12 protein-coding genes are annotated in these 15,103 nt (G+C 38.2%); 3 read left to right on the plus strand and 9 right to left on the minus strand.

The genetic code is table 11. The annotated features are described in order from the left end of the window. Positions 1-343: 343 nt before the first annotated feature. The 6 genes from HVN35_03255 to HVN35_03280 form a co-directional block, all read right to left on the minus strand. Positions 344-1,474, minus strand: a complete 1,131-nt coding sequence (locus HVN35_03255) for a DUF763 domain-containing protein (protein NYB51570.1) — start codon at positions 1,472-1,474, stop codon at positions 344-346. Between the two features lie 136 nt (positions 1,475-1,610). After that, positions 1,611-3,362, minus strand: a complete 1,752-nt coding sequence (locus HVN35_03260) for a glycosyltransferase (protein ID NYB51571.1) — start codon at positions 3,360-3,362, stop codon at positions 1,611-1,613. A gap of 57 nt (positions 3,363-3,419) precedes the next feature. Continuing rightward, positions 3,420-4,430 carry a hypothetical protein gene (locus HVN35_03265; GenBank protein ID NYB51572.1) on the minus strand — a complete coding sequence of 337 codons (1,011 nt, stop codon included), beginning with the start codon at positions 4,428-4,430 and terminating at the stop codon, positions 3,420-3,422. A gap of 168 nt (positions 4,431-4,598) precedes the next feature. Beyond that, on the minus strand, positions 4,599-5,501 hold the full coding sequence (gene nadA, locus HVN35_03270) for a quinolinate synthase NadA (protein ID NYB51573.1): 903 nt from the start codon (positions 5,499-5,501) through the stop codon (positions 4,599-4,601). A 272-nt stretch (positions 5,502-5,773) separates the two neighbouring features. Next, positions 5,774-6,553: an S-methyl-5'-thioadenosine phosphorylase gene (gene mtnP, locus HVN35_03275; protein NYB51574.1), complete on the minus strand. Its 780-nt coding sequence runs from the start codon at positions 6,551-6,553 to the stop codon at positions 5,774-5,776. Between the two features lie 122 nt (positions 6,554-6,675). After that, positions 6,676-8,124, minus strand: coding sequence for an RtcB family protein (locus HVN35_03280; GenBank protein NYB51575.1), 1,449 nt, complete (start codon positions 8,122-8,124; stop codon positions 6,676-6,678). A gap of 476 nt (positions 8,125-8,600) precedes the next feature. On the opposite strand from HVN35_03280, the gene HVN35_03285 reads away from it, so the two are divergent. Next, positions 8,601-9,803 carry a hypothetical protein gene (locus HVN35_03285; GenBank protein NYB51576.1) on the plus strand — a complete coding sequence of 401 codons (1,203 nt, stop codon included), beginning with the start codon at positions 8,601-8,603 and terminating at the stop codon, positions 9,801-9,803. Between the two features lie 43 nt (positions 9,804-9,846). Further along, positions 9,847-10,188, plus strand: coding sequence for a hypothetical protein (locus HVN35_03290; protein NYB51577.1), 342 nt, complete (start codon positions 9,847-9,849; stop codon positions 10,186-10,188). A 278-nt stretch (positions 10,189-10,466) separates the two neighbouring features. Here the strand turns inward: HVN35_03290 and HVN35_03295 are convergent, their stop codons facing one another. The 3 genes from HVN35_03295 to HVN35_03305 all read right to left on the minus strand — a co-directional run bounded on the left by HVN35_03295 (position 10,467) and on the right by HVN35_03305 (position 14,466). Continuing rightward, a complete protein-coding gene (locus tag HVN35_03295) occupies positions 10,467-11,561 on the minus strand; it encodes a DUF2927 domain-containing protein (protein ID NYB51578.1) in 1,095 nt (364 codons plus the stop codon). Positions 11,562-11,679: 118 nt separating this feature from the next. Continuing rightward, positions 11,680-12,129, minus strand: coding sequence for an archease (locus HVN35_03300; protein ID NYB51579.1), 450 nt, complete (start codon positions 12,127-12,129; stop codon positions 11,680-11,682). Positions 12,130-12,183: 54 nt separating this feature from the next. Continuing rightward, positions 12,184-14,466 (minus strand): CDC48 family AAA ATPase, encoded by a 2,283-nt coding sequence (locus HVN35_03305; protein ID NYB51580.1) that lies wholly within the window; start codon positions 14,464-14,466, stop codon positions 12,184-12,186. A gap of 220 nt (positions 14,467-14,686) precedes the next feature. Here HVN35_03305 and HVN35_03310 point away from each other — a divergent pair, with 220 nt between their 5' ends. Then, a complete protein-coding gene (locus HVN35_03310) occupies positions 14,687-14,875 on the plus strand; it encodes a hypothetical protein (GenBank protein NYB51581.1) in 189 nt (62 codons plus the stop codon). The last annotated feature ends 228 nt before the right edge of the window (positions 14,876-15,103 follow it).

The raw sequence follows: 15,103 nt of genomic DNA on the forward strand, positions 1-15,103 counted from the left end.
CATACAAATCAGTAGCAAAAACGACATATTTAAGTGTACTTTTAGCAGCCTTAATAGTATCCAAACTAAAACCAGATAACAAGCAACTACAACGGCTCGCTGAAATGTAAAAATCTAACACCCTATAGATCTTAATTTTAGTATAAAAATTCAGTTGCAGTGACAGCAGATTAAACAAAAAAATAAATCATTTTCTCAATTCGAAAAAAAATCTACCCAGAACATAGCAATTTTTAATCAATTGAACTGATTCAAAAAAAACTACCATTAATCAATGACTCTTATCAATGACTATTATAAACACAGATTTAATTATTAAATTAGGGAATAATTCAATACTCGGCTAATTATCCTCCTGTATAAGCGTTCCCAATCGTTTTAATGCCTGGTAAAGTTCTTTCTTATCCAGTGGTGCCTGTTCCAGTGCATCCTTTAAAGTGGCTATGGAATGGTCATATACCTCCCGGTCCACAGGGTAGGGAAATCCATCTTTACCACCGTGAGTGAAACTGTATTTAACCGGATCATCCCAGCTGGGCTGGTCTCCGTATAGGAGATCTGAAATTAGTGCCAGGGCACGGATCTTCTTGGGACCCATCCCCTCTAAAGATATAAGCTCCTCATAACTTTCTGGTTGCAGTTCCCACGCCTTTTTGAGAACCTCAAAATCTCGGGGAGATAAATCTGTATCTAATACCTGGTGATGACTGGGTAAAGTCAGCTCAGGGCAGAATAGGTCAAGACTGGACTGGTTGAATTCCAGTGGAGGTTTTTTCTGGAAATATTTCTTCAAATGGTCGGGATTATCCAGAATTAGATCCAGACTGGTTTGCCTGGAATCATAACTCAGGGGAGAAGTCATGTTAAGGGTCTCCTCATGCCTTTCATCACAGCATATCCCCCGGTGCGGTTCATTAATGTAGTTGGATAGAGAATCTGATAACCAGTGGTATCTTCGAGCGTATCGAGTTGATTCATTCATACCCTGCTGTACCACAGCCCAATCTCCCTTTTCTGTAAGGAAGAAAACATGGTGATACAACTGGTAACCATCCTGGATGCAGGAGTTATCGATTTTGGCAGATATTTTACTGGAATAAACCAGTTCATCAAGTTTGACCGTAGATAAAGAAAACAGGTCTCCTGCACCAAGTATCTCCTGTGGTGTTTTTCTGGAGGCGCGGCCTTTACCCCCTGCAACTAAAATTCCATGCTCTTCCGGGTTTAATGCTGCTTTTAAAGCCCCGCAGGTTGTGGTGGTGGTGCCAGAACTGTGCCAGTCAAATCCCAGAACGCAGGACAATGCCTGAAACCAGTGTGGGTTCGATATTCTGTTGAGAAATTCCTTAGCTCCGTATTCATAGACAATAGCCTCGGTTAATGCTCCTGCCAGTTTCACCATCCTATGAAAAAGCCATCTGGGTGCTCGTCCCCCATGCAAGGGGAGCTTAGCCATTCCACTCCTGGAACTCATAATAATATTATCTTACCTTAAAAACTAAAAGGATTATGGTGAGAGCGTGAGAGAAGTATTCCTCTATATTAGGTTATTTTATAATTTGAAATATTCTCGAAAATCTAATTGAGGGGATTAGTGATCTAAAAAAATATCAGGAGTATTCATCTATAAAATTATCCAGTTCTTCCAGTATGGACTGATTCTGGTCATGATAAAAGTTTTTCTTAATGTTTTTACGGTATTTGTCCAGTTTAGAGAGGAATTTCTCAATATCATCCCTTTTCAGTTCTTCATGTGCCTCTCCATAACCTAAACCTTCCAGGTAGAGGGCGTTTAAGATTTGTTCAAATTGTTTTTTAACTGGAACGCTTAAAACTGGTTTGCCCAGATATAATGCTTCACTGATCAGAGTGAATCCGCCATTGGCAATCACCGCCCGTGCCTGTGCCAGATCATTGAAGAATTCATCCTCATTAAAACTCTTGAATTGTATATTCTCTTCTTTTTCATCACGATGAAAACCATATACAATGAATTCATCATCTAACTCTTTTAAAATCTCAATTAACTTATAATTAGAGTCACTGGTCTGGTAAACCAGCACGTGCTCCCCATTATACGGTTTGAGATCCATGATTTCTTTTCTTATAACTGGTGGGAAATATTTGGCCTTTTTAGGATTCTTGAGGGGAGGATAGTAGTAACTGGTGATAAAGTAACGTGTGGGCATCTGTATGAATGATCTGACCACACCTTCCGCTGCTATTCGTTCAGTGCGGTATTTGCGGGGTACATCTAATTCTGCTTGGGTTAATACATGAATATTATCTAGGCTGAGAAGTGGTAGGCGTAATATTTTTGATAAAAGGTTAGAATAAAATTCAAAATCAGAAATTATCAAATGGGGCTTCACTGCCTTGGCCACGCTGTACATTAAACGTAAACTCTTTTTTAAGTCTCTGGGAAGGTCTTTCATTCCTTTAATGAATGTTTTGGTGTTCTGGACTGTGTTATCCTCATAGACTGTGTTGAATCCTCCAATTTCATACACATTATCAAAATGTCTGGATAGATATTCATATGCACGGTCAGATGCAAATATATGCACTTCATGGTTTTTGGTCAAGTGATCCAGAATGACTTTACCCCTTATAGCATGCCCCATTCCTTCCCCACAGACGGAGTAGAGTATTCTCTTCTCATCCGGGTGTCCGAAGGAGTAATCAAGATCCTCTGCACTTATCTGCTTACCGCGGAACTGGTAAAAAGTACTTTTAGCATACTTAAAAGCCACGTTACGCAGACCTTCCTCTTGAACTCGGCGGGTGGAAACCAGGAGTTTCGGACTTCTGAGGACCTTGAATTGGCTTATGGCACCAATCCTTTCAATGTAATCTGTGTCCTCCCCAAAGTCAAGGTCTTCGTCAAATCCTTCTACTCGATGGTGTAATTTTTTGGTGGTTATAATCCCGTAACATCCGGCTCCGTGGGGTTTAATATTTTCCACTCGTTTCATGAAAAAATTGGCAAAATCGTGGGTTATTTTGTTTAAGAAGCTATCACTGATTGGTGCTATCTGGGTTATGGCAATTCCCAGTTTTCTTTGTTGAAATTCCTCCAGACATAGCTTTAGATAGTCCCTGGTTAAGATTACATCGGAATCTAAAAAAAGCAAGTATTCTCCTTTAGCTGATTCTGCACCTCGATTTCTGCCCTCTGCAGGCATTCCACCCTCTACAACCCTACAACCCCATTCCTGGGCGATTTCTCTTGTGCGGTCTTGGGAACCGGCATCAGCCACTATAATTTCATAATCCTGAAATTCCTGCCTCTTGATACTCTCCAATAGGGCAGGAAGGTAATTTTCCTCGTTATAGGTGGGTATTATAATTGATAGCTTCATTTTCTCTTATTTAGTTATTTGACTTTTATTAAATGATTTTTTTGGGGAGTTAGATTTTTAAAAATATGAGAATAAATTCCAGGTCATAAAAAAACCATCCGCTCGACCCTGATATGTCTTGAAAAGACTTTCTAATGTAATTTTATCACTATCCGTGGTTTTTATTCTGATTACAGTCATGTTTCCCTGTTTTTCTGTGCTGATAACATTGTAATTGCTGAGGTCAGGTTGTTCGACCTGGTTTATCACCTTAATCTCATGGTATTCGCTGTTGTTTCCTGCTAGTTCCAGTGCCAGCCCTGAGAACACTACTAAACCTGACAATAATAGTGGAAGGATCAGTTGACGGATTTTTAGTGGTGATTTCAGGAAGTATAGGAAGAATAGCAAGGTGAGACCTATCATGGATGGTTGGCTGTACAATCCCCCATCTACCATTCCAATGATGGCCAGGGTGAGGGCAAAGGCCATTAAGATTTTCTTAAACGTTTTCCTATCGTTTAAAGAGAAAAGTCCCGTGACACATGCCAGGGGGAGGGTGATCAGGATTAGATAAGCCCAGGGGATTACATTCGGATAAAGGTTGCCTCCGGTGTGAACATGGTTGGGAACCAGCCATCCCACACTATCTGCCAGATTCCCAAATACTGATTTGAACACATGAGTATGCATAGGACTGGTGGTGGTTGCGGTGGGATTAACTGAAACAAAAATGGTAAAGAAAGATACTCCATACTTTAATCTGATGAGTAATTCAATTAAGATACCAGCCACACCGGTTATTAAGATCACTGCCAAGGTCCATTTCAGGTATTTCTGACCATGTGGACTGTAACTGGAAATTTTTTCCTTAAAGGGGGATAAAAATTTCTGATTATTCATTAAAGAATTTAGTATAAGGAAGCTTCCCATCACCACCATTAAAAGGACAGCTTTACCCTCAGATGAGCCTGATAAAAGAGGCCAGGTGATCATGGTCACCAGATTATCCATAAAGGACGTTGCATAAATTAAAATACCCAGAAAGATTAGAATAAGTCCTGCTAGTCCACTTCTATCCATTTTCACTTGATACCACCAAAAAAGGAATAAATACTATATTATTGCTTTTTTCTTTTAGATTTATAAGCGGGGTTTTATAATTAATATGCTAAATTTTATTGAATTGAATAAATTTAATATCTAATTTTTTTATTTTCAGGTTAATTTCAATTTTTTATTAGTCCCGTATTCAATTCAAGCCACTTTCAGCATTCTTTCAACTGCAATTCGCGCCTTATCTGCAATTTCCTCAGGAACCGTTACTTGGAATTTTTCCTCTATTAAAGATTCATGAACCTTTTTTAGGGTGTGCAGTTTCATGTTTTCACAGATAGCCTCATCAAGGAGGGGATAAATTAACTTTTCAGGGTTTTCCCTGCGTAGTCTGGTTACCATGTCCACTTCGGTACCTATAAGGAATGTTTTTTTCTGTGATCCAGCCACGTGGCGAATCATTCCCCCGGTGCTGAGTATGTGGTCTGCCATTTGTTGTACTTCTGCATCACACTCTGGATGGACCAGGACCTCTGATCCAGGATAGTTATCCCTGGAGAAGACTATGTCTGCTTTATTGAACATTTTATGAACATAACAGTATCCATCTTCAGGTATGGGGATGATTTCCTTGTCACTTTGCTCTTGTACAAACCAGGCCAGGTTCATATCCGGACCGAATAGTATCTGATCCTCATCTAGGCTTTCAACCACCTGCACTGCATTGGCAGAGGTGCATAGTATATCTGCCTCTGCTTTGGCTTCAGCCAGGGTATTCACATATAAGACCACTGCAGCATCAGGATACCTTTCTTTATATTTGCGCACTTCTCTGGCCGGTAACATATGGGCCATTGGACATTCTGCCTCTGGATCTGGGATTAATATCTTTTTTGAGGGGTTTAAAATGGCAGCTGTTTCTGCCATGAAGTCCACTCCACAGAATACAATCAGATCTGCATCTTCAATCTGGGATGCTTTAATACATAACTCCAGAGAATCTCCCAGAAAATCAGCAATTTCCTGTATCTCTGCTGTTTGATAATTATGAGCCAGTATTATGGCATTTTTTTCTTTTTTGAGTTTGATAATTTCTTCCTGCATGTGATTCAACCTAATCTCTCCTTTAAATTAGGTTCCTCTTATAAAAACCTTTGATGAATAGGCAATAAAAAGTATGATTAAAAATGGAGTGAATTTTAAAGTGGGAATAATATAAATTATAGTATATAAATTCTATTTCGTTTTTATACTTTCCAACTAAAATAGATTTTCATCTGAAGCAGATCTTTCTATTTAACTATCCTCAATTAATCAACTAAATTTATTAGAATATTCATCTAAAATGTGGGGAAAAAACCTCTAAGAATGATTTTTTAATTGATTTCCGCACCTTCCAGGGCGTGTGCACAGGTACATGTTCTTTCTTCTGGAATGTTAATTATGGACTGGTACATGAGCTGGATTAATTCTTTCTTTTTCTCTTCCACAACCTCAAATACTTCATCAATGGTCACTTTCTCTGGTGATACTGATGCAGCATAGTTGGAAATCATGCATATGCTGGAATAACACATCTCGAGTTCACGGGCCAGCACTACTTCAGGAAGGCCAGTCATTCCCACCACTGCCCCACCCAACTGTTGATACATGCGTATTTCAGCGGGTGTTTCAAAGCGGGGTCCCTCTGTGCAGACGTAAACTCCACCATCAACCACAGTTCCATCCAAGTTCTTTCCACTGGATATTATGGTTTCTCTTAGCTGGGGACAGTAGGGTTGGGTTACATCCACGTGCACTGCCCGGTCATCATAGAAAGTAAAGGATCTGGTGCGGGTGAAATCCAGGAAATCATCAGGAATGAGAAATTCACCAGGGTTTAAAGATTCGCTAAGAGATCCGACGGCATTGGTGGCCAGGACACTGTCTATTCCCAGCATTTTAAGTGCATAAACATTGGCCCGGTAGTTTATCATGTGGGGAGGGGTACTATGCCCTTCCCGGTGGCGTGGTAAGAAGGCAACATCCTTTCCTTCCAGGTTGAAGATGGATATGGAAGGTGATTCACCAAAAGGTGTTTTAAGGATCTTTTTCTCCTTGAAATTCCCCATTTCAACTATTTGGTATACTCCTGTGCCTCCAATTATTCCTATCATCTATTGATTTCTCCTTTAAATGACTTTTCATTTTAGGATGGATAATGTGATTGAATTAGAAAATTCAAAATCTTAGCAATTAAAATGATTAACGAATCTATATCCTGGTACTTTCTAGATAATTATCCTTTAGCCACTCCTAAAGGTACCATCCTTCCAACTAAACGGGAAATACCTGCTTTATGAGCTGTCTGCACCACCAAGTCCACATCCTTGTATGCTCCAGGTGCTTCTTCTGCCACCACAGGCATGGAATTGGCTTTAACATATATTCCTTTATTTTCCAGGATCTTTAAGACTTCTTCTCCACGATAGGTTCGTTTAGCACCGGCACGGCTCATGTGACGTCCGGCTCCGTGGGCAGTGGATCCGAAGGTTTCCTCCATGGCAGTTTCAGTCCCATGTAAAATGTAGGATGATGTTCCCATGGTTCCAGGTATTAAAACTGGCTGGCCAATTTTCTGGTAATCTAGCGGTAACTCTTCACGTCCCGGTCCAAATGCCCTGGTGGCACCCTTACGGTGCACATAAATCAGCATATCTTTCCCTTTAATATTGTGGGTTTCCTTCTTGGCAATGTTATGGGCCACATCATAGACAATACCCATTCCCATATCTTCAGAATCACGGTTCAATACTTGTTCAAAGGATTCGCGCACCCAGTGCACTATCATCTGCCGGTTAGTCCAGGCGTAATTAGCAGCAGCAGCCATTGCAGCGAAATAATCCTGAGCTTCATCTGATTCTACCGGGGCACAGGCAAGTTGTCTGTCTGGTAAGCTAATCTTATACCTCTTGGCTGCCTTGTCCATTATTCGCAGGTAGTCACTGCACACCTGATGACCGCAACCCCTACTACCGGAATGGATTAGAACAGTTACCTGATCCTTCTCCAGCCCGAAGGTTCTTGCTGCTTCTTTATCAAATATTTCATCTACTTTTTGAACTTCCAAGAAGTGATTACCAGAACCCAGGCTGCCTAATTGAGGTATTCCTCTTTTTTTAGCCTTTTCGCTTACCTTGGCAGAATCTGCTTCTTCCATGCATCCATTTTCTTCCAAGTATTCCAGATCTTCTTCCCAGCCATAACCGTTTTCCACTGCCCATCGAGCCCCATCATCCAGGACATCATCAATTTCACCTTCACGGAGTCTGATTTTTCCTTTACTCCCTACACCTGAGGGCACATTGCGGAACATGACATCTATGAGTTGTTTTATTTTAGGTTGAACTTCTTCAAAGGTTAAGTTCGTTCTAAGGAGTCTGACTCCACAGTTAATATCAAATCCCACACCCCCAGGACTTATAACTCCTGTTCGGCTGCTGAAAGCACCCACACCACCTATGCTGAATCCGTATCCGAAGTGGATGTCTGGAAGTCCAATGGAAAATTTCTGTATTCCAGGTAGGCAAGCTACATTGGCCACCTGATCCACAGCTCCTTTTTCCAGTGTTTTAATTGCCTCATCATCCAGGTAAATTCGGCCAGGCACCTTCATTTCCTTTTTATAATCACCAGGCACTTCCCATACACAGTCACGTACCTTTTTAAGAGTTTCTTCCATAACCATATAATCAAATCTCCTCAAATATTCAATATCCTTAAATTAACCAATTCACTTTCTATTAAGATATTAAATTCCATTAATCCACTAAAAATATCCATTTAACATTTGAAATTTTTTTCATGAGAAATATTGATTAATTATTTTTTGTTTAGTCAAATATTTTAATTTGTTTATCACCTATACCAAGATTTCGGTTTTATGATATAGAATGATAACATGGGCAGAATACAAATATTTTCACCAAGAAAGAAAGAATTTAAGAAAAGACAAATAGGATATATTTTCTTGAATGAAAGTGTCAACTTAAAAAATTCAACTTAAAAAATATTTCATGATTTTAGAAATTGGCTCTGTAAAATATTGGTGGGATTTGATTTTTATATTTTCTTGTTTTTATTTTTCATAAAGTTGCATATTGTGTTTATTCTGTAAAAATAAAGTCGTAAAGTTAATATAAAAGTGGGAGCAAATATTTTAACATGACAATCGTAAAATTAATTGCTCCCATAGGTTGTTTGAACTATAAACAATATAAACTTTCTGATTTTTTTGAAAGTTTTTCCAAATACGAATTTGAATTAAGTAAAAAGAGAAATGAAGTTAATAAATACGATAATTCGCTTGTTATGTATTTCAAAAAGGATTTTCTTTATATTGAAAACAGTTTTGGTGTTTGTCCTGAATGTTACTCTAAATCCGTTTCTCCCGATGGATATAACGATAGATTACTTTATTTTTATTATGAAGGCGCTGTAAATGCCAAAATAAAAAGATATACTTGCGATAACTGTGGTAATAACTTTATTACAGATTTGAATGAGGTTGTTGAGCCTGGTTGTAATTATACAAGGGGGTTTAAAGAAAAAGTATTAGAATTTGTGAGTTTATTCTTTGGATCAGTACGTAAAATAGCTTATAAAGTAAAAAAGGATACAGGAATTAATATTTCCCATACAACCATTGAAAACTGGATATTAGAAACACAAAACGAAAATAAAGATATTATAAGGGAATATTCTGGTTATTATGAATTTGACGTGGAGCATACTAAAATTAATGGTGAGTGGAATTACCGATACACTTTATTCGACAGCATACACAATATCAGCGTAGCCGATGAAATATACTCCGAAGAGACAAAAGACCAAATAAAAGACTTTTTAGACGTAAACACTCGTAACCAGAATAAAATATCGATAACAAGCGATCTTGACCATAAATACAAACCAATCATCGAAAAATTAGGCTTCAAACATCAATGGTGCCTAATTCACGCACGAAAAAACATGAAAAAGATTATCAAAGAATATTTAAAAGAAAACAGCATTGAAAAAGACGACAGGGAAAAAATAAAAGACCATGAAAACATAATATTCGATTTATTTGAATCTACATCTTATAAAAAAGTTAGAAAAGATTTTAATGACATATTAAATAAAGTTGAAGATTATCCTGAAATTATTAGACAAATAATCCTCAAACAAATCATGCCTCACTTTGAAACATACTTTTTATTTCTTAAAGACCCTAAAGTACCAAAGACAACTAACCAAATAGAAAACTACTTCCAGAAAACACTTCCCAAACACATTAAAAGAATAATGAAAACCACAGAAGGCGTAATGACAAGAATATGGCAAAGAAAGAAATTATGGGACCAAAGAAACCTCAAAACCACCTAACCCACAAAAACTTTACAGTGCCTAGAAATTAAGGGAGATTAAAATGGAACCAGAAGACGTGGAAATTACGGAAAAAGATGTTATGGATTTAATGGATGTTTTCACCAGGGTACCGCCATTAGTATTGAAAATGGTGGTTGCTAGGAATAATAATGTTGTAAAATCATTTGAATCCCAGATAAAAGACTATTTTAATAATTTGACTGATGAAGAAAGAATTAAGGTGCGGAAAGTGATGGATATGCCAGTATTCGAACTTCAAGATATATTAAGGCAAGTTTACCTTGAAACTGGTCAGAAGCAGTTGAAGATTCTCTCTGATCCTAAATCCCATGATTTTATTGAAGGGAACCTTAAGGAACTTGAAAAATTGCTTTTCCTCTAGTTATTTTTAAAAATTAAAATTAACTCAATCTGTCCAATAATTATAATTGATTGTTTTCGTACGCGATTTAAAGCCATTTATGCTTATTTTTTTATTTAGTTTTATTTAGTTGGAATTTTTCTTTATTTTGACTCATTTAAACAGCTCTAACTGTTTAAAGATTTAGATGATTTAGATTTAATTATTCTCAAATGATTATTTCTTAAAAAAAAATGATGATTAAAAAACTTTTATATAAACTAGAAATAGTTTTATTTGGTGGGTTTTATTTGGTGGAATTAGAAAAAGCTGCGCCTGGAATTGTTCATAATGATTTCCACTTGATTTCGTGACATGTAAGGGAGTATATCATTACGGTAAAGCATCCTGAACATGGTTTTATCCAGATCTGTGTACTCGGTTATATCAGGTCCTCTTAAACATAACACACTATTCTGGTTGTGGTTGTGGTGTAATCCAAGGCTATGGGCTAGTTCATGGACTATTACATGAGAACGTCTCTTTTGGCTCAAACCATCGATTCCTATGAATACTTTGGCTTTGAAAATTTCCCCTGCTGGGTTACCACCGTAAATATCACTGGTACTCACCCTCCATAGGGTGAATCCATCTGCTTCTTTTGGATTAACAGAATACAATGAGAATTCTGAATGAGGAATGAAGTAAATTTCCATATCATGTTCCATCTGATTTTTATCATCAATCACTAGCTGAAAATCCTTTACATTAACGTTAATATCATTAATAGCTTTTTTAAGAGTTTTTATATCCTCTTCTGTGGGTGAACCAGTGATTTTGATTCTTACCACGTTAGTTTGCCATTTACCTACCTGATTGTAACTGTTACCATAATCATCTGGATTGAAAGCACTTTCCATAAAAGTGTTAATCTCTTCATCACTGTACTTTTCATATGCATTAAAGTTGAACACCCCGTAACTGTTATTTTTATGGGTTAATATCCCTGCAGTTATGATGATTATGACCATTATAGCCATGATAACGCTGATTCGAAACAGGTTACCTGATAAATGACCTTTAGTTATTTGTTCATTATTTTCTTCTTTATTATTTGTATCCTGATAAAAAGAGTCTGTAAAAGCGTTTTTTGGTGAATTATCCGCCAATAAATATTTATCAGAAGCATGAAGAGTTTCTTCTACCCTATCATCATCTGTGGTAATTGAATCATCATTCATAACAGGATGATCATCCATCTGCGGATTATCCGCGGTGATTGGATCGTATTCACCTAATGATTCTTTGTATTTAAGATGACCACCACACTGGCACTGATCATCAAAATCATGAGGAGATTCGCCCTCTTTGAGTTTGTAATAACCTCCACATTTTTCGCAGATCAGATAAGGCATGATAAATCACCAAAAATAAGTATATAAAACATAATATTGATAAAATCCGTTAAAGGGTTAATATAACTTGTTTTTTAAGTAACTCTTTTTTAACCTAGCACCCCACATAAACCTACATTCATGTATCTAAAATTACCTGCACCATGCATGCATTGTTTTTCTCTATTTCCATTAGATGAAAGGTTACTGCCTTTACTTCATCCCTTACTTCATGAATGGACTGGTTGAATTCTTCTCCCCAAATTTCAGCTTTAATGATGAATTTTCCATCTTCTTTTGATGTTATTTGAACCGTAAATTCAGAGAAAACCAAACCTTCATAGTCATGGAGAAATAGTAATTCACTTAACCAGTCATAAAGAAGCGCTTTCTCATCCTCTGATTCTAGTATAATCTCCCTTTTTATGTTCTGTTTTATTCTGGAGGTATCAGTCATAACTTCAAAGGTGGCCAGGCCAGCATTCTGAAATGCTTCCTCCAGATTTTCACCATACGCACGAAAACCCACATCTGCTGTTACATCAAAAAATTCGAATTTAAGATTTGCATTTTTTTTAGATTTAGTTATGTTATCCACTGATAAACCCCTGTTTAAAGAAAAGTTTCCAGAAGGCCTGTTTTATCAGGCTACTTCCTGGAAAAATTCCTCTGGCGCTTTTTTAGGCTCCAAGCCACGGCCTAACCTTCGTGCAATTTCCTCATAATATTCCTTGGTTTTGATTGTTGTAGATGGATTAATTTTCTTTAAAGCTTTTTTGAAGTGCTTGTTGGATACTTTGGAAATATTCATGTCTTCATGGAGTGCTATCATTCCAGCCTTGCGGCATAACATTTCAATATCTGCCCCAGAGTACCCTTCTGTTTTTTTAGCAAGCTCCTGAAGTTTAACATCATCATCTAATGCCATGTGCCCCACATGGACTTTTAATATCTCTTTTCGTGCTTTTTCATCAGGTGGTGGTACCAGTACTACTTCATCAAATCTACCCGGCCGCAGCAGTGCTGGATCCATGAGATCAGGACGGTTGGTGGCCCCTATTACCACCACACCCCTTAACTCTTCCAGCCCATCCATTTCTGAGAGAATGGTGTTGACCATGCGCTCGGTTACTCTTGGTTCACCAGCTGCAGATCCCCTTATAGGGGCTATGGCATCGATTTCATCAAAGAATATTATACAGGGAGATGCCTGTTTGGCTTTTTTAAATATCTCCGTGATTTTTCTTTCTGATTCACCAAACCATTTACTGAGTATTTCTGAACCTTTGACTGAGATGAAATTAGCCTTGGATTCTGTGGCCACAGCCTTGGTTAGTAATGTTTTCCCGGTTCCAGGTGGTCCGAATAGTAATATGCCTTTAGATGGTTCGATTCCTATACGCTGGAATGAGGAAATGTTAGTTAATGGCCATTCAACTACTTCTTTAAGACTTTCCTTTAGTTCATCCAGTCCTCCGATGTCCTCCCAGTGGACATTGGGCACCTCAATGAAAACTTCCCGGAGTGCTGAGGGACTGATGGATTTCATGGAATCAATAAAGTCATTTTTGGTGACAAAAAGTTTATCCAATACCTCGGGAGATATGCGCTGCTCTTCCAAGTCAATGTCAGGTAAAACTCTTCTTAAAGCATTCATTGCTGCTTCACGGCAGAGTGCTGCTAAATCTGCACCTACAAATCCATGAGTTATGTCCGCTAACTTATCAATATTTACATCATCTGAGAGGGGCATGGCCCGGGTGTGTATCTCCAGTATCTCGGTTCTTCCTTCCCTGTCAGGTACTCTTAATTCAATTTCCCGGTCAAATCTACCTGGTCGGCGTAGAGCAGGGTCCAGGGCATCAGGTCGGTTAGTTGCTCCGATAACTATTACTTTTCCCCTTTCTTTAAGTCCATCCATCAGGGCCAATATCTGGGCCACAACTCTGCGTTCTACTTCACCAGTGACTTCTTCCCTTTTGGGTGCTATGGCATCGATTTCATCTATGAATATTACTGTGGGTGCGTTTTCTGCAGCTTCCTCGAATATTTCCCTGATTTTTTTCTCAGCTTCTCCCACGAATTTGCTCATGACTTCTGGCCCATTTATGGCCACAAAATTTGATCCACTCTCACTGGCAACTGCCTTTGCCAGAAGGGTTTTTCCAGTACCTGGTGCTCCGTGTAAAAGGACTCCTTTAGGGGGGTCGATTCCCAGGCGATCGAATATTTCCGGATGGCGGAGAGGTAGTTCGATCATTTCCCTGACTTTAGATATTTCGTTTTTAAGCCCTCCCACATCATCGTAGGTAACATCTGGAACTTTTTTTTCCATTACCTCCACAGCTTCTGGTCTCACTTCCACTTGGGTGGTGTCATTTATACGCACCAGCCCTGCCGGGTTGGTTGAAACTACAGTGAATTTGATTTCTCCTAGGGAAAATGGTGTGGTGGCTTCGAAGAATTCCCGGAATATATCTTCTGAGCCGGGAAATTCCCTTAAAGTTTCCTTGGTTCTTCGGGGCGATACCAGAGCCAGTACGTCTCCCCTGGTGATTGCTCTGCCCATGAGGTTTCTTTTAATGATATCTCCTGAGGCCATGATACGCATTCCTTTAGCTGCTGGGGCGATAACTACTTTACTGGCCATTCTTGGTTGTGCTTTACGTATGGTGATCATTTCTCCAATGGATGTTCCTGCATTGGAGCGGGTGAGTCCGTCCATACGTACTATCTCCAATCCCACATCTGCCGGGTAGGAGTTCCCAGCTATGGCTCCTGTAGTTCTCTTACCGATTATTTCCACTATATCTCCAGGTGACGCCCCGATTTTACTCATTAATTCATGGTCTATTCTTACCATTCCTTTGCCTACGTCCTGTTGCAATGCTTCGGCAACTCTTAGCTCTATTTCGCTTTCAGGCAACTTAAATCCCTCCATGAGTGTTAAAAAGAATTTAATTCTGTTTTTTATTTAAACTTATTACTTTTCTTGTGAGGTTTAATCTATGTGGAAAATGATTTAAATTTTTGTTGTATTCTTGACAAAAATCCCCTCCATTGATATGCATATTACTTCTCACATGCTCTCTATCTCTCTTTTTATATATGTTAATTGCCCCATTTCTTAGTAGGAGAGTGATAATATGCAGAAAAGTTTCAGAAATAATCAAATTCCGGATTTGAGAAGGAAAACACATTATAAGGAGGAAATAGACCTGATTTTTTTGGGCATGAGTTACTTCGTCCCAGTAGTGATCATGGTTACCATAATCCTAATCGGAGTGGTGATGGTATCAGCAACACCCAACTCAAACTTTCCGAACACCATTTAAACTTCTCTTTATCTTATTTATTGGACCTTTTATAAATGGAAATCTGTTTAATGTTGAATTCATGCATAGATAGAAAAAATCAGGATGAGATAAGAAATTTATAGAATCATCAGCGTCTACCAGAGTTATAATTTCCTAATGAATGAACTAAAATTTTATTTTATAGACAAAATAGTATCTAGTGGATTAGATTAATTCAATCCTGAAAATTTAGCCTTACAATCTTCA

This window comes from Methanobacteriaceae archaeon (genome assembly GCA_013403005.1).
Taxonomy (GTDB): Archaea; Methanobacteriota; Methanobacteria; order Methanobacteriales; family Methanobacteriaceae; genus Methanobacterium.

Coding starts and splice junctions, on each gene's coding strand:
- HVN35_03310 (NYB51581.1), top strand. CDS start 14,687: ATGCAGAAAAGTTTCAGAAATAATCAAATTCCGGATTTGAGAAGGAAA.
- mtnP (NYB51574.1), bottom strand. CDS start 6,553: ATGATAGGAATAATTGGAGGCACAGGAGTATACCAAATAGTTGAAATG.
- nadA (NYB51573.1), bottom strand. CDS start 5,501: ATGCAGGAAGAAATTATCAAACTCAAAAAAGAAAAAAATGCCATAATA.
- HVN35_03255 (NYB51570.1), bottom strand. CDS start 1,474: ATGAGTTCCAGGAGTGGAATGGCTAAGCTCCCCTTGCATGGGGGACGA.
- HVN35_03295 (NYB51578.1), bottom strand. CDS start 11,561: ATGCCTTATCTGATCTGCGAAAAATGTGGAGGTTATTACAAACTCAAA.
- HVN35_03290 (NYB51577.1), top strand. CDS start 9,847: ATGGAACCAGAAGACGTGGAAATTACGGAAAAAGATGTTATGGATTTA.
- HVN35_03260 (NYB51571.1), bottom strand. CDS start 3,362: ATGAAGCTATCAATTATAATACCCACCTATAACGAGGAAAATTACCTT.
- HVN35_03280 (NYB51575.1), bottom strand. CDS start 8,124: ATGGTTATGGAAGAAACTCTTAAAAAGGTACGTGACTGTGTATGGGAA.
- HVN35_03285 (NYB51576.1), top strand. CDS start 8,601: ATGACAATCGTAAAATTAATTGCTCCCATAGGTTGTTTGAACTATAAA.